Raw genomic sequence first — 19,352 nt, 5'->3', positions numbered from 1 at the left:
GCCGGGGGCTGTGCCGGGGCCGGGGTCTCCGCGGGCGCCTCGCCGAACGACGCGAGCACCTCCAGCACCCCGTCCCCGTACGTCGCCAGCTTCTTCTCCCCCAGGCCGCTGACACCGCCGAGCTCGGCGGTCGAGCCCGGACGCAGCGTCGCGATCTCGCGCAGCGTCGCGTCGTGGAAGATCACGTACGCCGGGAGGCCCAGCTCCTTCGCCTGGGCGCCGCGCCAGGCGCGCAGCGCCTCGAACACCGGCACGGCCTGCTCGGGCAGCTCGGCGGCCGCCGCCGAGGACTTCGCCTTCCGGTCGCCCTTCGAGGAGCGCGACGCGGACTTCGCGGCCTCCTTGCGCAGCAGCACCTCGCGCTCCCGGCCGAGGACCGAGCCGCTCTCCTCGGTCAGCACCAGCGTGCCGTACTCGCCCTCGACCGCGAGGAGGCCCTGGGCCAGCAGCTGCCGGACCACGCCCCGCCACTCCGCCTCGGCCAGCTCCTCGCCGATGCCGAACACCGAGAGCTGGTCGTGGTCGAACTGGATGATCTTCGCCGTCTTGCGGCCCAGCAGGATGTCGATGATCTGGCCGGCGCCGAACTTCTGCCCGCGCTCCCGCTTCAGCCGTACCACCGTGGACAGCAGCTTCTGGGAGACCACGGTGCCGTCCCAGGTCTCGGGCGGGGCCAGGCAGGTGTCGCAGTTGCCGCAGGAGGCCGTGGCGGGCTCCTGGCCGAAGTACTTCAGCAGCTGGGCCCTGCGGCACCGCACGGTCTCGCACAGGGCCAGCATGGAGTCCAGGTGCGAGGCGGCCCGGCGGCGGAAGGCCTCGTCGCCCTCGCCGCCCTGGATGAGCTTGCGCTGCTGGACGACGTCCTGGAGTCCGTAGGCCATCCAGGCCGTGGAGGGGGCGCCGTCCCGCCCGGCCCGGCCCGTCTCCTGGTAGTACCCCTCGACGGACTTCGGCAGGTCGAGGTGGGCGACGAAGCGCACGTCCGGCTTGTCGATGCCCATGCCGAAGGCGATCGTCGCGACGACGACCAGGCCCTCCTCGCGCAGGAAGCGGGACTGGTGGCGCGCTCGGGTGCCGGCGTCCAGACCCGCGTGGTACGGGACGGCCTCGATGCCGTTGCGGCAGAGGTACTCGGCGGTCTTCTCGGTGGAGTTGCGCGAGAGGCAGTAGACGATGCCCGCGTCCCCGGCGTGCTCCTCCTTGAGGAAGGACAGCAGCTGCTTCTTCGGGTCGGCCTTGGGCACGATGCGGTACTGGATGTTGGGCCGGTCGAAGCCCGCCACGAAGTGCTTGGCGTCGGGCATGCCCAGGCGCTGGGTGATCTCCTGGTGCGTGGCCGCGGTCGCCGTCGCCGTGAGCGCGATACGCGGTACGTCGGGCCAGCGCTCGCCCAGCACGGACAGGGCCAGGTAGTCGGGCCGGAAGTCGTGGCCCCACTGGGCGACGCAGTGCGCCTCGTCGATGGCGAAGACGGAGATCTCACCGCGGGAGAGCAGACCGAGGGTGGAGTCCAGCCGGAGCCGCTCCGGGGCCAGGTACAGCAGGTCGAGCTCGCCCGCGACGTACTGGGCCTCCATGGAGCGCCGCTCGTCGAGGTCCTGCGTGGAGTTGATGAACCCGGCCCGCACGCCCAGCGCCCGCAGGGCGTCCACCTGGTCCTGCATCAGGGCGATCAGCGGCGAGATGACGATGCCCGTACCGGACCTGACCAGGGACGGGATCTGGTAGCAGAGCGACTTGCCGCCGCCGGTCGGCATGAGCACGACGGCGTCCCCGCCGGCCACCACATGGTCGACGACCGCTTCCTGCTCGCCCCGGAACGCCTCGTACCCGAAAACCCGGTGGAGCGTCTGCCGTGCATCACTCTCGGTCACACTCATGGTCACGCCTGTCACGCCTGTCACGCCCGTCCCGCTCATCGCTCTGTCCCCCGGCATCCGGCCCGTTCTGTCCCCGCACTCCCCTGCCACGATAGGCGCCGCCTACGACAGCGCCGGACGGGCTTGACTTCCAAGCCCGTCCGGCGCTGTTCCAGCGGTGGTGCGTCCGCCCCTACCGCACGAAGACTCCCGCCTGGCTCGCCAGGTCCAGGAAGTACTGCGGGGCCAGGCCCAGGACCAGCGTGACCGCGACTCCGACCGCGATCGTGGTCATCGTCAGCGGGGACGGGACGGCGACCGTGGGGCCGTCCGCCTTCGGCTCGCTGAAGAACATCAGCACGATGACGCGGATGTAGAAGAACGCGGCGATCGCCGAGGAGATCACACCGACGACGACCAGTCCGCCGGCGCCGCCGTCGGCCGCGGCCTTGAACACCGCGAACTTCCCGGAGAAGCCCGAGGTGAGCGGGATACCGGCGAAGGCCAGCAGGAACACCGCGAAGACCGCGGCGACCAGCGGCGAGCGACGGCCGAGCCCGGCCCACTTCGACAGATGCGTGGCCTCGCCGCCCGCGTCACGCACCAGGGTGACGACGGCGAAGGCGCCGACCGTCACGAAGGAGTACGTGGCCAGGTAGAACAGGACCGAGGAGATGCCCTCCGGCGTGGCCGCGATGACACCGGCGAGGATGAAGCCGGCGTGCGCGATCGAGGAGTAGGCCAGCAGCCGCTTGATGTCGGTCTGGGTGATGGCGACGATCGCGCCGCCCAGCATCGTGACGATCGCGACGCCCCACATGACCGGCCGCAGGTCCCAGCTGAGACCGGGCAGCACCACGTACAGCAGGCGCAGCAGCGCACCGAACGCGGCGACCTTCGTGGCCGCGGCCATGAAGCCGGTGACCGGGGTCGGGGCGCCCTGGTAGACGTCCGGGGTCCACATGTGGAAGGGAACCGCGCCGACCTTGAAGAGCAGGCCGGTCAGGATCATCGCGCCGCCGATGAGCAGCAGCGCGTCGTTGCCCATGGTGTCGGCGAGCGCCGGGTCGATCTTCTGGATGGAGCCGTCCACGACGGAGGCGATCCGGGCGTACGAGACGGAGCCGGCGTAACCGTAGATCAGGGCGATCCCGAAGAGCAGGAACGCCGAGGAGAAGGCGCCGAGAAGGAAGTACTTCACCGCGGCCTCCTGCGACATCAGCCGCTTGCGGCGGGCGACGGCGCACAGGAGGTAGAGCGGGAGCGAGAAGACTTCCAGGGCCACGAAGAGCGTCAGCAGATCGTTGGCCGCGGGGAAGACCAGCATGCCCGCCACCGAGAAGAGGATCAGCGGGAAGACCTCGGTGGTGGTGAACCCGGCCTTGACCGCGGCCTTCTCGCTGTCGCTGCCGGGGACCGAAGCGGCCTGTGCGGCGAACGAGTCGACGCGGTTGCCGTGCGACGCGGGATCGAGCCGCCGCTCGGCGAAGGTGAAGACGGCGACCAGCGACGTCAGCAGGATGGTGCCCTGGAGGAACAGGGCGGGCCCGTCGATGGCGACGGCCCCCATCGCGGCGATGTGCGCCTTTGTCGTACCGTATCCGCCGGCCGCCAGGCCGACCACCGCGGCGAACGCGGCGACCAGGGCGACGACGGCCAGGAAGACCTGCGTGTGGTAGCGGGCCCGGCGCGGCACGAAGGCCTCGACGAGCACGCCCAGGACGGCGACTCCGATCACGATCAGGACCGGGGTCAGCTGGGCGTACTCGATGACCGGCGCCTTGAACTTCTCGTCAGGGGCGGCCGATGTCACCCCGCCCGCCATTGTCCACAGGCTGTGGACAGCTGTTGCGCTCACTTGGCGGCCTCCACCTCGGGCTGGGGGTCCTTCTTCTGTACGTCCGACATGGTGTGCTGCACCGCCGGGTTGACGATCTCCGTCAGCGGCTTCGGGTAGACGCCCAGGAAGATCAGCAGTGCGATCAGCGGGACGACCACCACCAGTTCACGGACCTTGAGGTCCGCCATGCCCTGGACCTCGGCCTTGACCGGTCCCGTCATCGTCCGCTGGTAGAGGACGAGGACGTAGATCGCGGCGAGCACGATCCCGGTGGTGGCGATGATGCCGACCGCCGGATACGCGGAGAACACCCCGACCAGGACCAGGAACTCACTGACGAACGGGGCGAGCCCCGGCAGCGACAGGGTGGCCAGACCACCGATCAGGAAGGTGCCGGCCAGGATCGGCGCCACCTTCTGCACTCCGCCGTAGTCGGCGATGAGCCGCGAGCCGCGCCGGGTGATCAGGAAGCCCGCCACCAGCATCAGCGCGGCCGTCGAGATGCCGTGGTTGACCATGTAGAGCGTCGCGCCCGACTGCCCCTGGCTCGTCATGGCGAAGATGCCGAGGACGATGAAGCCGAAGTGCGAGATCGACGCGTAGGCGATCAGCCGCTTGATGTCGCGCTGGCCGACGGCGAGCAGCGCCCCGTACACGATGCTGATCAGCGCCAGGACCAGGATCACCGGCGTGGCCCACTTGCTGGCCTCCGGGAAGAGCTGGAGGCAGAAGCGCATCATCGCGAAGGTGCCGACCTTGTCGACGACCGCGGTGAGCAGCACGGCGACCGGGGAGGTCGCCTCCCCCATGGCGTTGGGCAGCCAGGTGTGCAGCGGCCACAGCGGGGCCTTCACCGCGAAGGCGAAGAAGAACCCGAGGAAGAGCCAGCGCTCGGTGCTGGTCGCCATGGAGAACGTGCCGTTGGCGCGGGCCTCGGCGATCTCGGAGAGCGAGAACGTCCCCGCGACGGTGTAGAGCCCGATCACCGCGGCCAGCATGATGAGGCCGCCGACCAGGTTGTACAGGAGGAACTTCACTGCCGCGTACGAGCGTTGGGCCGCGGCGTTCTCGCCGCCGCCCGCCGCCGCAGCGGCCGCGGAGGAGGTGGCCCGGTCCCCGAAGCCGCCGATGAGGAAGTACATCGGGATGAGCATGGCTTCGAACAGGATGTAGAAGACGAAGACGTCGGTGGCCTCGAAGGAGAGGATCACCATCGCTTCGGTCATCAGCATCAGGGCGAAGAAGCCCTGGGTCGGCCGCCATCGATAGGGCTTGTTCTCGTTGGGGCCTCCCCTGCTCGAACGAAGTTGAGAGCTTGGGGACGGGTCGGCGTCGTGCCAGCCCGCCAGGATGATGAAGGGCATGAGCAGGGCGGTGAGCGCCACGAGCGCCACGCCGATGCCGTCCACCCCCAGCTCGTACCGGACGCCGAAGTCCTTGATCCAGGCGTGCGATTCGGTGAGCTGGAAGCGGCTGCCGCCGGGTTCGAAGCGGGCGAGCACGATGCCCGCGAGCACCAGGGTGCCCAGCGAGAAGAGCAGCGCCAGCCATTTGGCGGCGGTGCGCCGTGCGGCCGGGACGGCGGCGGTGGCGATCGCGCCGATCGCCGGGAGCACCGCCGTCGCTGTCAGGAGGGGAAAGGACATGTGATCAGACCGCCCTCATCAGCAGGGTCGCGGCGATGAGAACCGCCGTACCGCCGAACATCGAGACCGCGTAGGAGCGGGCGTAGCCGTTCTGCAGTTTTCGCAGCCGGCCGGAGAGCCCGCCCATCGAGGCGGCCGTGCCGTTGACGACCCCGTCGACCAGGGTGTGGTCGACATAGACCAGGGAGCGGGTGAGGTGCTCGCCGCCGCGGACCAGGACCACGTGGTTGAAGTCGTCCTGGAGGAGATCGCGGCGGGCGGCCCGGGTGAGCAGCGAGCCGCGCGGGGCGACCGCGGGCACGGGCTTGCGCCCGTACATCATCCAGGCGATGCCGACACCCATGACGAGCACCACCATGGTGGCGGCGGTGACGGTGGTCGCGCTGACCGGGGCGTCGCCGTGGTCGTGGCCGGTGACGGGCTCCAGCCAGTGCAGGAAGCGGTCGCCGATGGAGAAGAAGCCTCCGGCGAAGACCGAGCCGAACGCCAGGACGATCATGGGGATGGTCATGGACTTCGGGGACTCGTGCGGATGCGGCTCATGGCCTTCCGCGTCCGGCTCCCAGCGCTTCTCGCCGAAGAACGTCAGCAGCATGACGCGCGTCATGTAGAACGCGGTGATCGCGGCGCCGAGGAGGGTGACCGCGCCGAGGATCCAGCCCTCGGTGCCACCCTTGGCGAAGGCCGCCTCGATGATCTTGTCCTTGGAGAAGAAGCCGGACAGTCCGGGGAAGCCGATGATCGCGAGGTAGCCGAGCCCGAAGGTGATGAAGGTGACCGGCATGTACGTGCGCAGGCCGCCGAACTTCCTCATGTCGACCTCGTCGTTCATGCCGTGCATGACCGAACCGGCGCCGAGGAAGAGCCCGGCCTTGAAGAAGCCGTGCGTCACCAGGTGCATGATCGCGAAGACGTAGCCGATCGGGCCGAGCCCGGCGGCCAGGATCATGTAGCCGATCTGCGACATCGTCGAGCCGGCGAGGGCCTTCTTGATGTCGTCCTTCGCGCAACCGACGATCGCCCCGAAGATCAGGGTGACCGCACCGACGACCACGACGACCAGCTGTGCGTCCGGGGCGGCGTTGAAGATCGCGCCGGACCGGACGATGAGGTAGACGCCCGCGGTCACCATGGTGGCGGCGTGGATCAGGGCCGAGACCGGGGTCGGGCCCTCCATCGCGTCACCCAGCCAGGACTGCAGCGGCACCTGGGCGGACTTGCCACAAGCGGCGAGCAGCAGCATCAGGCCGATGGCCGTCAGCTTGCCCTCTCCGGCCTGGCCGGTGGCCGCCAGGACGGGGCCGAAGGCGAAGGTGCCGAAGGTGGTGAACATCAGCATGATCGCGATCGACAGGCCCATGTCGCCGACCCGGTTGACCAGGAAGGCCTTCTTCGCGGCGGTGGCCGCGCTGGGCTTGTGCTGCCAGAAGCCGATGAGCAGGTACGACGCCAGACCGACGCCCTCCCACCCGACGTACAGCAGCAGGTAGTTGTCGGCGATGACGAGGATCAGCATCGCCGCGAGGAACAGGTTCAGATAGCCGAAGAAGCGGCGACGGCGCTCGTCGTGCTCCATGTAGCCGATCGAGTAGATGTGGATCAGCGTGCCCACACCGGTGATCAGCAGGACGAACGTCATCGACAGCTGGTCGAGCTGGAAGGCCACATCGGCCTGGAAGCCCTCGACCGGAATCCAGCTGTACAGCATCTGGTGCATCGCCCGGTCGTCGGCGCTCTTCCCCAGCATGTCGAGGAAGAGCACCACGCCGATGACGAAGGAGGCGGCGGCGAACAGGGTGCCGAGCCAGTGGCCCGCGCGGTCAAGGCGTCGGCCGCCGCAGAGCAGCACCGCCGCTCCAAGCAGGGGCGCCGCGACAAGCAGCGCAATCAGGTTCTCTGCGTTCATTGGGTCCAGCGCCCCTTTACAGCTTCATCAGGCTGGCGTCGTCGACCGAGGCCGAGTGGCGGGAACGGAACAGCGACACGATGATCGCGAGCCCGACGACGACCTCCGCGGCGGCGACGACCATCGTGAAGAAGGCGATGATCTGGCCGTCGAGGTTGCCGTGCATGCGAGAGAAGGTCACGAACGCGAGGTTGCAGGCGTTGAGCATCAGCTCCACGCACATGAACACCACGATCGCGTTCCGCCTGATCAGCACCCCGGATGCGCCGATGGTGAACAACAGTGCGGCGAGATAGAGGTAGTTGACCGGATTCACTTGGCGACCTCCTCTTCTTCGGCGTTGTCCCGGCCGAGCCGTTCGCCGGAGCGCTGTTCGAGCGCCTTGAGCTCGGCCAGCGACTCGTGGGAGACGTCGCGCATCTGGCCGCGCTTGCGCAGCGTCTGCATCACGGTGAGTTCGGACGGTGTGCCGTCGGGGAGCAGTCCGGCGATGTCCACGGCGTTGTGCCGGGCGTAGACGCCGGGGGCGGGCAGCGGCGGCAGATGGCTGCTGCGTACGCGATCCTCGGACATCTCCCGCTGGGTCTTGGCCCGTTCGGTGCGCTCGCGGTGGGTGAGCACCATCGCGCCGACGGTCGCGGTGATCAGCAGGGCGCCGGTGATCTCGAAGGCGAAGACGTACTTGGTGAAGATGAGGCTGGCGAGCCCCTCCACGTTCCCGCCGTGCTCGGCGTTGGCCGCGCCGAGCCCGTTGAAGCTGCTCAGCGAGGCGTTGCCGATGCCGGCGATCAGCAGGACACCGAAGCCGAGCCCGCAGCCGACGGCCAGCCAGCGCTGGCCCTTGAGGGTCTCCTTCAGCGAGTCCGCCGCCGTGACACCGACGAGCATGACCACGAAGAGGAACAGCATCATGATCGCGCCGGTGTAGACGACGATCTGGACGATCCCCAGGAAGTAGGCGCCGTTGGCGAGGTAGAAGACCGCCAGGACGATCATGGTCCCGGCGAGGCTCAGCGCACTGTGCACGGCCCTCCTCATCAGGACGGTGGACAGCGCGCCGATCACGGCGACGGTGCCGAGCACCCAGAACTGGAAGGCCTCGCCGGTCGATGTCTGGGAGGCCGCAGCGGCCAGGCCGGTCATGCGTCCACCTCCTGCGCCGAGCCGTTGCTCTCGCTGTCGCGGTCGGACGGCTTCTCGCCCTTGGAGACGGCGACCTGGCGTTCCGTACCGGGGGCGACCTCGGTCACCAGGCCCCGGTAGTAGTCCTGTTCGTCCATGCCGGGGAAGATCGCGTGCGGACTGTCGACCATGCCTTCCTCCAGGCCCGCGAGCAGCTCGTCCTTGGTGTAGATGAGGCTCTCGCGGGTGGTGTTGGCGAGCTCGAAATCATTGGTCATCGTGAGCGCCCGGGTCGGGCAGGCCTCGATGCACAGTCCGCACAGGATGCAGCGCGCGTAGTTGATCTGGTAGACGCGGCCGTAGCGCTCCCCCGGGGAGTAGCGCTCCTCGTCGGTGTTGTCAGCGCCCTCGACGTAGATCGCGTCCGCCGGGCAGGCCCAGGCGCACAGCTCGCAGCCGATGCACTTCTCCAGGCCGTCCGGGTGGCGGTTGAGCTGGTGCCGGCCGTGGAAGCGCGGCGCCGTCACCTTCGGCGTCTCCGGATACTGCTCGGTCAGCCGCTTCTTGAACATGGCCTTGAAGGTCACGCCGAAGCCGGCCACCGGATTCTGGAACTTGTCGTCCGAGGACTGCGGGGACTGGGCGGACCCGCCGGCCCCCGAGCCCCCGGAAGCCACGCTCGACCCCGTCGGCCCGGTGGCCTTCGGCGGCTTCTCGGACCCCCGCGACTCAGGCAGTTCAGACATGGTCGGCCTCCTTTCCGTCACTCGGATTTCCGTCACTCTGAGTATCCGCCCCGCCACTGACAACGAGCTCCCGCTCACGGCGCGGCACGCGCCGCGGCACTGGCGGCAGGGTCTGTCCGGGCAGCGGTGGCACCGGGAATCCGCCCGCCATCGGGTCGAACGCCGGCTGCTCCGGCTCCGCGTCCGCCTCGGCGTCCCGGCCCTTCTTGTCGCGGAACATGTCGACGACGAAGGAGATCAGCAGGATCGCGATCACGGCCCCGGCCACGTAGAGCAGGATCTTCGAGTAGTCGTAGCCCTCGTTGCGCAGCGCCCGCACCGTGGCGACGAGCATCAGCCAGAGCACGGAGACCGGGATCAGGACCTTCCAGCCCAGCTTCATCAGCTGGTCGTAGCGGACCCGGGGCAGCGTGCCGCGCAGCCAGATGAAGAAGAACAGCAGCAGCTGGACCTTGATGACGAACCAGAGCATCGGCCACCAGCCGTGGTTCGCGCCCTCCCAGAAGGTGCTGATCGGCCACGGGGCCCGCCAGCCGCCCAGGAACAGGGTGATGGAGACCGCGGAGACGGTGACCATGTTGACGTACTCGGCGAGCATGAACATCGCGAACTTGATGGACGAGTACTCGGTGTTGAAGCCGCCGACCAGGTCGCCCTCGGACTCGGGCATGTCGAACGGGGCGCGGTTGGTCTCACCGACCATCGTGATGATGTAGATGATGAACGAGACCGGCAGCAGCAGGATGAACCAGCGGTCCTGCTGGGCCTCCACGATCTTCGAGGTCGACATCGACCCGGAGTAGAGGAAGACCGAGGCGAACGCGGCGCCCATCGCGATCTCGTAGCTGATCATCTGCGCGCACGAGCGCAGACCGCCGAGCAGCGGGTACGTCGATCCGGAGGACCAGCCCGCCAGCACGATGCCGTAGATCCCGACCGAGGCGACCGCGAGGATGTAGAGCATCGCGATCGGCAGGTCGGTGAGCTGCATCGCCGTACGCTGCCCGAAGATCGAGACCTCGTTGCCGGGCGGGCCGAACGGGATCACCGCGATCGCCATGAACGCCGGTACGGCGGCGACGATCGGGGCGAGGATGTAGACGACCTTGTCCGCCCGCTTGACGACCAGGTCCTCCTTCAGCATCAGCTTGATGCCGTCGGCGAGCGACTGGAGCATGCCCCAGGGGCCGTGCCGGTTGGGACCGATGCGCAGCTGCATCCAGGCGACGACCTTGCGCTCCCACACGATGGAGAAGAGCACGGTCACCATCAGGAACGCGAAGCAGAAGACCGCCTTGACGACGACGAGCCACCAGGGGTCGGTGCCGAACATCGACAGGTCCTCGGCGGCGAGCACCGCGCCGTGCGGGGCCGCGGCCAGTTGAGCGAGGGCAGTCACGCTCGCACCTCCGGTGTGACGTCGGGAGTACCCGGTGCGGCGGGACCGATCCGCACCAGACCGCCGGGCCGGGCGCCGGTACCGGCCGGCACACCCCGTCCGACGGAGTTCAGCGGCACCCAGACCACCCGGTCCGGCATGTCGGTGACCTGGAGCGGGAGTTCGACACTGCCCGCCGGGCCGCTGACGGCCAGCAGATCGCCGTCCTTGACGCCGGTCTCGGCGGCGGTGACGGCGGAGAGCCGGGCGACCGCGGCGTGCCGGGTCCCGGCCAGCGCCGTATCGCCCTCCTGGAGCCGGCCCAGGTCCAGCAGCAGCCGGTGGCCCGCCAGGACCGCCTCGCCGTCGCCGGGCCGGGGCAGCGGCTGGGCCGGCTCGCGCGGGTCGTCCGCGTGCGTGCCCTGCCAGCCGCCCAGCCGGTCCAGCTCACGGCGTACGGACTTCAGGTCCGGCAGAGCGAAGTGGACATCGAGCGCGTCGGCCAGCATGTGCAGCACCCGGGCGTCGCCCGGCGCGAGGGTCCGGGTCATCTGCTCCGGCTTCAGCGCGGCCTCGAACATCCGCGCCCTGCCCTCCCAGTTGAGGAAGGTGCCGGACTTCTCGGCGACCGCGGCCACCGGGAACACCACGTCGGCGCGGTCGGTGACCTCGCTGGGGCGGAGCTCCAGCGAGACCAGGAAGCCGACCCGGTCCAGGGCCTCCAGGGCCCGGTTCGGATCGGGCAGGTCCGCGGTCTCGACCCCGGCGACGAGCAGCGCGCCCAGTTCGCCGGTGGCCGCGGCCTCGATGATCTGGCCGGTGTCGCGGCCGAACCGGGACGGGAGTTCGGCGACGCCCCAGAGCGCCGCCACCTCGTCCCGGGCCCGCGGGTCGGTGGACGGGCGGCCGCCGGGCAGCAGCGACGGGAGTGCGCCCGCCTCCACCGCGCCGCGTTCGCCGGCCCGCCGGGGAATCCACACCAGGGTGGCGCCGGTGGCGGTCGCGGCCCGTACCGCGGCGGTCGGACCGCCCGGCACGCCGGCCAGTCGCTCCCCCACCACGATCAGGGCGCCCGCACCACGCAGCGCCTCGGCCGCGGCCGCGCCGTCGCCGTCCAGGCCGACACCGCCCGCGATCGCGTCCAGCCACTCCGTCTCGGTACCGGGGGCGGCGGGCAGCAGCGTGCCGCCCGCCTTCGTGAGCCCGCGGGTGGCGTGCGAGGCGACGGCGAAGGTGCGCTGGCCGTGGTTGCGGTGGGCCTTGCGCAGCCGCAGGAAGACGCCGGGCGCCTCCTCCTCGGACTCGAAGCCGACCAGCAGCACGGCCGGGGCCTTCTCCAGCGAGGTGTACGTGACCCCGCCGCCGTCCAGATCGCGTCCGCGCCCGGCGACGCGGGCGGCCAGGAAGTCGCCCTCCTCGCTGCTGTGCACCCGGGCCCGGAAGTCGATGTCGTTGGTGCCCAGGGCGATCCGGGCGAACTTGCTGTACGCGTAGGCGTCCTCGACGGTCAGCCGGCCACCCGTGAGGACCCCGGCCCGGCCGCGTGCGGCCAAGAGTCCGGCGGCGGCCGCCGCCAGTGCCTCGGGCCAGCTCGCCGGTTCCAGCTCACCGGCCTCGTTGCGTACCAGCGGGGTGGTGAGCCGGTCGCGCTGCTGCGCGTAGCGGAAGCCGAAGCGGCCCTTGTCGCAGAGCCACTCCTCGTTGACCTCGGGGTCGTTGGAGGCGAGCCGCCGCATGACCTTGCCGCGCCGGTGGTCGGTGCGGGTGGCGCAGCCGCCCGCGCAGTGCTCGCACACCGAGTGCGAGGAGACCAGGTCGAAGGGGCGGGAGCGGAACCGGTACGCCGCCGAGGTCAGCGCCCCGACGGGGCAGATCTGGATGGTGTTGCCGGAGAAGTACGACTCGAACGGGTCGCCCTCGCCGGTGCCCACCTGCTGGAGCGCGCCGCGCTCGAGCAGCTCGATCATCGGGTCGCCCGCCACCTGGTTGGAGAACCGGGTGCAGCGGGCGCAGAGCACGCACCGCTCACGGTCCAGCAGCACCTGGGTGGAGATCGGGACGGGCTTCTCGAAGGTGCGCTTCTTGCCGTCGAAGCGTGAGTCGGTGTCGCCGTGCGACATCGCCTGGTTCTGCAGGGGGCACTCGCCGCCCTTGTCGCAGACGGGGCAGTCCAGCGGATGGTTGATCAGCAGCAGCTCCATCACGCCCTTCTGCGCCTTCTCGGCGACGGGCGAGGTGATCTGCGACTTGACGACCATGCCGTCGGTGCAGGTGATGGTGCAGGACGCCATCGGCTTGCGCTGGCCCTCGACCTCGACGATGCACTGGCGGCAGGCGCCGGCGGGGTCGAGGAGCGGGTGGTCGCAGAAGCGCGGGATCTCGATGCCGAGGAGTTCGGCGGCCCGGATGACCAGGGTGCCCTTGGGCACGCTGATCTCGATGCCGTCGATGGTCAGCGTGACGAGGTCCTCGGGCGGGAGAGCCGCCTCGCCGCCCCCGGAGGGCGCACTCGTGGTGACTGTCATGCGTTCACCCCCCGGTGAGCGTTCTTGTCGTCGGCCCAGACGGTCGACTTGGCGGGATCGAAGGGGCAGCCCTTGCCCGTGATGTGCTGCTCATACTCCTCGCGGAAGTACTTGAGCGAGGAGAAGATCGGCGAGGCGGCGCCGTCGCCGAGGGCGCAGAACGACTTGCCGTTGATGTTGTCGGCGATGTCGTTCAGCTTGTCGAGGTCGGACATCTGTCCCTTGCCGGCCTCGATGTCGCGGAGCAGCTGGACGAGCCAGTAGGTGCCCTCACGGCACGGCGTGCACTTGCCGCAGGACTCGTGGGCGTAGAACTCGGTCCACCGGGTGACGGCCCGCACGACGCAGGTCGTCTCGTCGAAGCACTGGAGCGCCTTGGTGCCGAGCATGGAACCGGCGGCGCCGACGCCCTCGTAGTCGAGGGGCACGTCGAGGTGCTCCTCGGTGAACATCGGGGTGGAGGAGCCGCCCGGGGTCCAGAACTTGAGCCGGTGGCCGGGGCGCATGCCGCCGCTGATGTCGAGGAGCTGGCGCAGTGTCACGCCGAGCGGGGCCTCGTACTGGCCGGGTCCCGAGACGTGTCCGCTGAGCGAGTAGAGCGTGAAGCCCGGGGACTTCTCGCTGCCCATCGACTTGAACCAGTCCTTGCCCTTGTTCAGGATCGCGGGAACCGAGGCGATGGACTCGACGTTGTTCACCACAGTGGGGCAGGCGTACAGACCGGCGACCGCGGGGAAGGGCGGCCGGAGCCGGGGCTGGCCGCGCCGTCCTTCGAGCGAGTCGAGCAGCGCGGTCTCCTCACCGCAGATGTACGCGCCGGCGCCCGCGTGCACGGTGAGTTCCAGATCGAGTCCGGAGCCCATGATGTCCGTACCGAGGTAGCCCGCCTCGTACGCCTCGCGCACGGCCTCGTGCAGCCGCCGCAGTACGGGGACGACTTCGCCGCGCAGGTAGATGAAGGCGTGCGAGGAGCGGATCGCGTAGCAGGCGATCACGATGCCTTCGATGAGGCTGTGCGGGTTGGCGAAGAGGAGCGGGATGTCCTTGCAGGTCCCGGGCTCCGACTCGTCGGCGTTGACCACCAGGTAGTGCGGTTTGCCGTCGCCCTGCGGGATGAACTGCCACTTCATCCCGGTGGGGAAGCCCGCGCCGCCGCGGCCGCGCAGACCGGAGTCCTTGACGTAGGCGATGAGGTCGTCCGGGGTCATGGCGAGGGCCTTGCGCAGTCCCTCGTACCCCTCGTGGCGGCGGTAGGTCTCCAGGGTCCAGGATTCGGGCTCGTCCCAGAAGGCGGACAGGACCGGTGCCAGAAGCTTCTCGGGACTGGTCCCGTTCTTGTCGATTTCGGCGGCCAACGTCATCACTCCCCCTCCTCGGCGGCGGGACCGGCCGGGTGATCCGGGTCGGATGCCGAGGTCTGCTGTGGTGCGTCGTGGGAGCTGAGGTGCTCGGCGCCCTTGTGCGGTTCGTCGCGCGGGGCTTGGTCACGCGGGGTCTCAACACGCGGGGAGACCACCCGCGGCTGTCCGGTGGCCTCGCCCTTGGCCAGCTTCAGGCCGATCAGCGAGGCGGGTCCGGCACCACCGGTGGCCTGGACGGCGCCGGGGCGCTCGTCGGGGAAACCGGCCAGTATCCGGGCGGTCTCCTTGTACGAGCACAGCGGGGCGCCGCGGGTCGGCTCGACGGTGCGGCCGGCGATCAGGTCGTCGACCAGCTGTGTCGCGCTCTCGGGCGTCTGGTTGTCGAAGAACTCCCAGTTCACCATCACGACGGGCGCGAAGTCGCAGGCCGCGTTGCACTCGATGTGTTCGAGGGTGACCTTGCCGTCCTCGGTCGTCTCGTCGTTGCCGACGCCGAGGTGGTCCTTGAGCCGGTCGAAGATCGCGTCGCCGCCCATGACCGCGCAGAGCGTGTTGGTGCAGACGCCGACCTGGTAGTCGCCGCTCGGCCTGCGGCGGTACATCGTGTAGAAGGTGGCGACCGCGGTGACCTCGGCGGTGGTGAGGCCGAGCAGCTCGGCGCAGAACGCCATGCCCGTACGGGAGACGTACCCCTCCTCCGACTGCACGAGGTGCAGCAGCGGCAGCAGCGCGGAACGGCTGCCGGGGTAGCGGGCGATCACCTCCTTCGCATCCGCTTCGAGCCTGGCGCGCACCTCGGCCGGGTAGGCGGGGGCGGGGAGCTGCGGCATCCCCAGACTGACTTCGCTGCGTGCTTCGGTCACCGGTCGACGCCTCCCATCACGGGGTCGAGGGATGCGACGGCGACGATGACGTCGGCCACCTGGCCGCCCTCGCACATCGCCGCCATGGCCTGGAGATTGGTGAAGGACGGGTCACGGAAGTGGACCCGGTAGGGGCGGGTGCCGCCGTCCGAGACGACGTGCACGCCGAGTTCGCCCTTTGGTGACTCGACCGCGGTGTACGCCTGCCCGGCCGGGACCCGGAAGCCCTCGGTCACCAGCTTGAAGTGGTGGATCAGGGCCTCCATGGAGGTGCCCATGATCTTCCTGATGTGGTCGAGCGAGTTGCCGAGCCCGTCCGGTCCGAGCGCGAGCTGCGCGGGCCAGGCGATCTTCTTGTCGGCGACCATGACCGGGCCGGGGGCCAGCCGGTCGATGCACTGCTCGACGATCCGCAGCGACTGGCGCATCTCCTCGAGACGGATGAGGAAGCGGCCGTAGGCGTCGCAGCTGTCCGCCGTGGGGACGTCGAACTCGTAGTCCTCGTACCCGCAGTAGGGATCGGTCTTGCGCAGGTCGTGCGGGAGTCCGGCGGAGCGCAGGACGGGACCGGTGGCGCCGAGCGCCATGCAGCCGCTCAGGTCGAGGTAGCCGACGTCCTGCATACGGGCCTTGAAGATGGGGTTGCCGGTGGCGAGCTTGTCGTACTCCGGCAGGTTCTTCTTCATGGTCTTCACGAACTCGCGCAGCTGGTCGACCGCGCCCGGGGGCAGGTCCAGGGCGAGTCCGCCGGGCCGGACGAACGCGTGGTTCATCCGCAGGCCGGTGATCAGCTCGAAGAGATCGAGAACGAGTTCACGGTCACGGAAGCCGTAGATCATGATCGTCGTGGCGCCGAGCTCCATGCCGCCGGTGGCGATGCACACCAGGTGCGAGGAGATCCGGTTGAGCTCCATCAGCAGCACGCGCAGGACGGTGGCCCGGTCGGGGATCTGGTCCTCGATGCCGAGGAGCTTCTCCACCCCCAGGCAGTACGCCGTCTCGTTGAAGAACGGCGTCAGGTAGTCCATGCGCGTGACGAAGGTGGTGCCCTGCGTCCAGTTCCGGAATTCGAGGTTCTTCTCGATGCCGGTGTGGAGGTAGCCGATGCCGCAGCGGGCCTCGGTGACGGTCTCGCCGTCGATCTCCAGGATCAGCCGGAGCACGCCGTGCGTGGACGGGTGCTGGGGGCCCATGTTGACGATGATGCGCTCGTCGTCGGAGGCGGCCGCCGACTGGACGACCTCGTCCCAGTCGCCGCCGGTGACTGTATATACAGTCCCCTCGGTCGTCGCACGAGGTGTCGCGTGGGGAGTGGTCATCAGGAGTACGACCTCCGCTGGTCCGGAGCCGGGATCTGGGCGCCCTTGTACTCGACGGCGATGCCGCCGAGCGGGTAGTCCTTGCGCTGCGGGAAGCCCTGCCAGTCGTCCGGCATCATGATCCGGGTGAGGGCGGGATGCCCGTCGAAGATGAGCCCGAAGAAGTCGTAGGTCTCGCGCTCGTGCCAGTCGTTGGTCGGGTAGACCGCGACGAGGGACGGGACGTGCGGATCGCTGTCCGGTGCGGACACCTCCAGCCGGATGAGCCGGCCGTGGGTGAGGGAGCGCAGGTGGTAGACGGCGTGCAGCTCACGTCCCTTGTCACCGAGGAAGTGGACGCCGCTCACCCCCGTACAGAGCTCGAAGCGCAGCGCCGGGTCGTCGCGCAGGGTCCTGGCGACGGTGGGCAGGTGCTCGCGGGCGATGTGGAAGGTGAGCTCGCCGCGGTCCACGACGGTCTTCTCGATGGCGTTGTCCGGAAGGAGACCCTGTTCCTCCAGGGCCCCTTCGAGCTCGTCGGCCACCTCGTCGAACCAGCCGCCGTACGGGCGCGAGGTGGCGCCCGGCAGGGTGACCGTGCGGATGAGCCCGCCGTAGCCGGAGGTGTCGCCGCCGTTGTCGGCGCCGAACATGCCCTTGCGTACGCCGATGACCTCGCCGGTCTCGTCGCGCGGGGAGGGGACGCCGTTGGCGTTCCGCTCGCCCTGGTTGCCGTTCTCGCTCACCGGAGCAGCCCCTTCATCTCGATCAGGGGCAGTGCGTTGAGCGCCGCTTCCTCCGCCTCGCGGGCGGCCTCCTCCGCGTTGACCCCGAGCTTGGAGCCCTGGATCTTCTGGTGGAGCTTGAGGATCGCGTCGATCAGCATCTCGGGACGCGGTGGGCAGCCCGGCAAATAGATATCAACCGGGACAATGTGATCAACACCCTGAACAATGGCGTAATTATTGAACATACCGCCCGATGACGCGCAAACCCCCATGGAGATGACCCACTTGGGGTTCGGCATCTGGTCATAGACCTGCCGCAGGACGGGCGCCATCTTCTGGCTGACCCGCCCCGCCACGATCATCAGGTCCGCCTGCCGCGGCGATCCGCGGAAGACCTCCATCCCGAACCGGGCCAGGTCGTAGCGCCCGGCCCCGGTCGTCATCATCTCGATGGCGCAGCAGGCGAGGCCGAAGGTGGCGGGGAATACGGACGACTTCCGTACCCAGCCGGCGGCCTGCTCGACAGTGGTCAGCACGAAGCCGCTGGGCAGCTTCTCTTCGAGTCCCATGGTGTGCCCCTCAGCCCCTCAGTCCCATTCCAGGCCGCCGCGACGCCATACATACGCATAGGCGACGAAGACGGTGAGCACGAAGAGCAGCATCTCGACGAGCCCGAAGATCCCCAGGGCGTCGAAGGTGACCGCCCAGGGATAGAGGAAGACGATCTCGATGTCGAAGACGATGAAGAGCATCGCCGTCAGGTAGTACTTGATCGGGAAGCGGCCGCCTCCGGCTGGAGTGGGGGTGGGTTCGATACCGCACTCGTACGCTTCGAGCTTTGCCCGGTTGTACCGCTTGGGGCCGATAAGCGTGGCGCTGACCACGGAGAAGATCGCAAACCCTGCCCCGAGGGCGCCGAGCACGAGGATGGGCGCGTAGGCATTCACGCTCCTCGCTCCTTCCAGTCGTCCTTGACCGTTGGACCGCATCGGGCAATCTGGCTCGCCACCTCACCAAGATCGTGCACATGTGAGGCAGTTCACAAGCCCGACTGCCCCGCATCCTATGCCCGCCATCCTGTGATCTGCGACACGGGGTGCGACAACGTCTTTGTGATCTCCACCACCTGACGAACGATCATGAAGTCGGATGAGCGGTGATCTTCGTACACGAAGCGGCCGAGTGATCACGAGACGTGACATCCGGCCCCGTTACCGCTGGTCAAAGGGGTGTCGCTCTATCAAGCCGTGGCGGCTACAGCCAAATTGGCGATGGACGCGATGCGGTGATATAGGGATCTGCCCCACTCTGGGGCGAGCGCGGGGTCACCTCGGGGCGCCCGGACGAGGGCCACGGGGGACGAAGTGGATGCATCCGGACATGCACCCCCTTCCGGGTGAATGGGTCATCGAGCGCCGCCGGTTCCGCACGCGCCCCACGCCTCTCGCGCGAGGTGCTCGTATGCCCGTCACGTCGAGACCATGCCGTGACCTGCGTCACTCGACCGACCTCGTCATATAAGCGGGCTTGGCCATCAGTGTGAACGGATGGTAAGTGACGGGCAATTCGGGCGTATTTCCGAAAACCCGTGATCACAGCCGTGATCACGTCCGCCCGATTTGCCCGTTACGGCGTCAATAAAGGCCACCAGGAAGCGGATTCACAGATTCCGGACGTAACTGTGTCGCAACACACGTTTCTTGATGGGACCCCTGAGGCCCTGATAGCGCTAGTACCCATGTCCCACACCGCTCTCATACCCAGCCACCGGAAGCCCCGCCGAAACGCCTCGAAGACGGCGCTGCGAGCCGGAGTTGCCGGTGGCGTCCTCAGCACCATCGCGGTCGCAGGCGCTGCCGCTCCGGCCCAGGCCGAGCCGGTGACCCAGACCATCGAGATGCCCACCATCACGGCCGGGCTCTCCACCACCGTCGCGGCGTCCGCCGAGGCCACGCAGCAGGTCGCACTGGACCTGGAGACGCAGGCCCACGAGGACGCCGCAGCCACGACCGCCGCCAAGGCCGCCAAGAAGGCCAAGGCCGAGGCCGTCCGCAAGGCCGAGGCCAAGAAGAAGGCCGAG

Annotated in this window: 15 protein-coding genes and 1 pseudogene; 1 reads left to right on the top strand and 15 read right to left on the bottom strand. The window is 69.0% G+C overall.

All coding sequences use genetic code 11. The features are described 5' to 3' along the window. From recQ to J1C73_RS34200, 15 genes are all read right to left on the bottom strand, one after another. On the bottom strand, positions 1-1,880 hold a 1,880-nt coding region (gene recQ, locus J1C73_RS34270), incomplete at its 3' end, for a DNA helicase RecQ (protein ID WP_207319762.1). A 172-nt stretch (positions 1,881-2,052) separates the two neighbouring features. After that, a complete protein-coding gene (gene nuoN / locus J1C73_RS34265; RefSeq protein ID WP_207319761.1) occupies positions 2,053-3,717 on the bottom strand; it encodes an NADH-quinone oxidoreductase subunit NuoN in 1,665 nt (554 codons plus the stop codon). Next, a complete protein-coding gene (locus tag J1C73_RS34260; RefSeq protein ID WP_207319760.1) occupies positions 3,714-5,345 on the bottom strand; it encodes an NADH-quinone oxidoreductase subunit M in 1,632 nt (543 codons plus the stop codon). Before J1C73_RS34260 ends, nuoN begins: the two co-directional genes overlap by 4 nt. 4 nt (positions 5,346-5,349) lie before the next feature. Further along, positions 5,350-7,251, bottom strand: a complete 1,902-nt coding sequence (nuoL, locus tag J1C73_RS34255) for an NADH-quinone oxidoreductase subunit L (RefSeq protein ID WP_207319759.1) — start codon at positions 7,249-7,251, stop codon at positions 5,350-5,352. A 16-nt stretch (positions 7,252-7,267) separates the two neighbouring features. Then, a complete protein-coding gene (gene nuoK / locus J1C73_RS34250; RefSeq protein ID WP_024493678.1) occupies positions 7,268-7,567 on the bottom strand; it encodes an NADH-quinone oxidoreductase subunit NuoK in 300 nt (99 codons plus the stop codon). After that, on the bottom strand, positions 7,564-8,394 hold the full coding sequence (locus J1C73_RS34245; protein ID WP_207319758.1) for an NADH-quinone oxidoreductase subunit J: 831 nt from the start codon (positions 8,392-8,394) through the stop codon (positions 7,564-7,566). Before J1C73_RS34245 ends, nuoK begins: the two co-directional genes overlap by 4 nt. Continuing rightward, a complete protein-coding gene (gene nuoI / locus J1C73_RS34240) occupies positions 8,391-9,119 on the bottom strand; it encodes an NADH-quinone oxidoreductase subunit NuoI (RefSeq protein WP_207319757.1) in 729 nt (242 codons plus the stop codon). The genes J1C73_RS34245 and nuoI overlap by 4 nt, the downstream gene beginning before the upstream one ends. Then, positions 9,112-10,518: an NADH-quinone oxidoreductase subunit NuoH gene (gene nuoH, locus J1C73_RS34235; protein ID WP_123460989.1), complete on the bottom strand. Its 1,407-nt coding sequence runs from the start codon at positions 10,516-10,518 to the stop codon at positions 9,112-9,114. The genes nuoI and nuoH overlap by 8 nt, the downstream gene beginning before the upstream one ends. Continuing rightward, positions 10,515-13,022 (bottom strand): NADH-quinone oxidoreductase subunit G, encoded by a 2,508-nt coding sequence (locus J1C73_RS34230; RefSeq protein WP_207319756.1) that lies wholly within the window; start codon positions 13,020-13,022, stop codon positions 10,515-10,517. Before J1C73_RS34230 ends, nuoH begins: the two co-directional genes overlap by 4 nt. Continuing rightward, positions 13,019-14,383 (bottom strand): NADH-quinone oxidoreductase subunit NuoF, encoded by a 1,365-nt coding sequence (gene nuoF / locus J1C73_RS34225; RefSeq protein ID WP_123460987.1) that lies wholly within the window; start codon positions 14,381-14,383, stop codon positions 13,019-13,021. The genes J1C73_RS34230 and nuoF overlap by 4 nt, the downstream gene beginning before the upstream one ends. Beyond that, complete coding sequence (gene nuoE / locus J1C73_RS34220) at positions 14,383-15,213, bottom strand: NADH-quinone oxidoreductase subunit NuoE (protein ID WP_207319763.1); 831 nt, start codon at positions 15,211-15,213, stop codon at positions 14,383-14,385. The genes nuoF and nuoE overlap by 1 nt, the downstream gene beginning before the upstream one ends. A 29-nt stretch (positions 15,214-15,242) precedes the next feature. Next, positions 15,243-16,565 carry an NADH-quinone oxidoreductase subunit D gene (locus J1C73_RS34215; protein WP_207319755.1) on the bottom strand — a complete coding sequence of 441 codons (1,323 nt, stop codon included), beginning with the start codon at positions 16,563-16,565 and terminating at the stop codon, positions 15,243-15,245. Next, the gene (locus tag J1C73_RS34210; protein WP_123460984.1) at positions 16,565-17,290 is read right to left on the bottom strand and encodes an NADH-quinone oxidoreductase subunit C; all 726 of its coding nucleotides are present in this window, start codon (positions 17,288-17,290) and stop codon (positions 16,565-16,567) included. Before J1C73_RS34210 ends, J1C73_RS34215 begins: the two co-directional genes overlap by 1 nt. After that, on the bottom strand, positions 17,287-17,841 hold the full coding sequence (locus tag J1C73_RS34205) for a NuoB/complex I 20 kDa subunit family protein (RefSeq protein ID WP_024491742.1): 555 nt from the start codon (positions 17,839-17,841) through the stop codon (positions 17,287-17,289). The genes J1C73_RS34210 and J1C73_RS34205 overlap by 4 nt, the downstream gene beginning before the upstream one ends. Before the next feature lie 18 nt (positions 17,842-17,859). Next, positions 17,860-18,219, bottom strand: coding sequence for an NADH-quinone oxidoreductase subunit A (locus tag J1C73_RS34200; RefSeq protein ID WP_123460983.1), 360 nt, complete (start codon positions 18,217-18,219; stop codon positions 17,860-17,862). A 791-nt stretch (positions 18,220-19,010) separates the two neighbouring features. Between J1C73_RS34200 and J1C73_RS34195 the strand changes: the two are divergent. Then, positions 19,011-19,352, top strand: a pseudogene (locus tag J1C73_RS34195) (glycoside hydrolase); the annotation flags it as partial.

This window comes from Streptomyces laculatispora (assembly GCF_017353455.1).
Classification (GTDB): domain Bacteria; phylum Actinomycetota; class Actinomycetes; order Streptomycetales; family Streptomycetaceae; genus Streptomyces; species Streptomyces laculatispora.
This window is presented reverse-complemented; position numbering and strand designations above follow the sequence as displayed.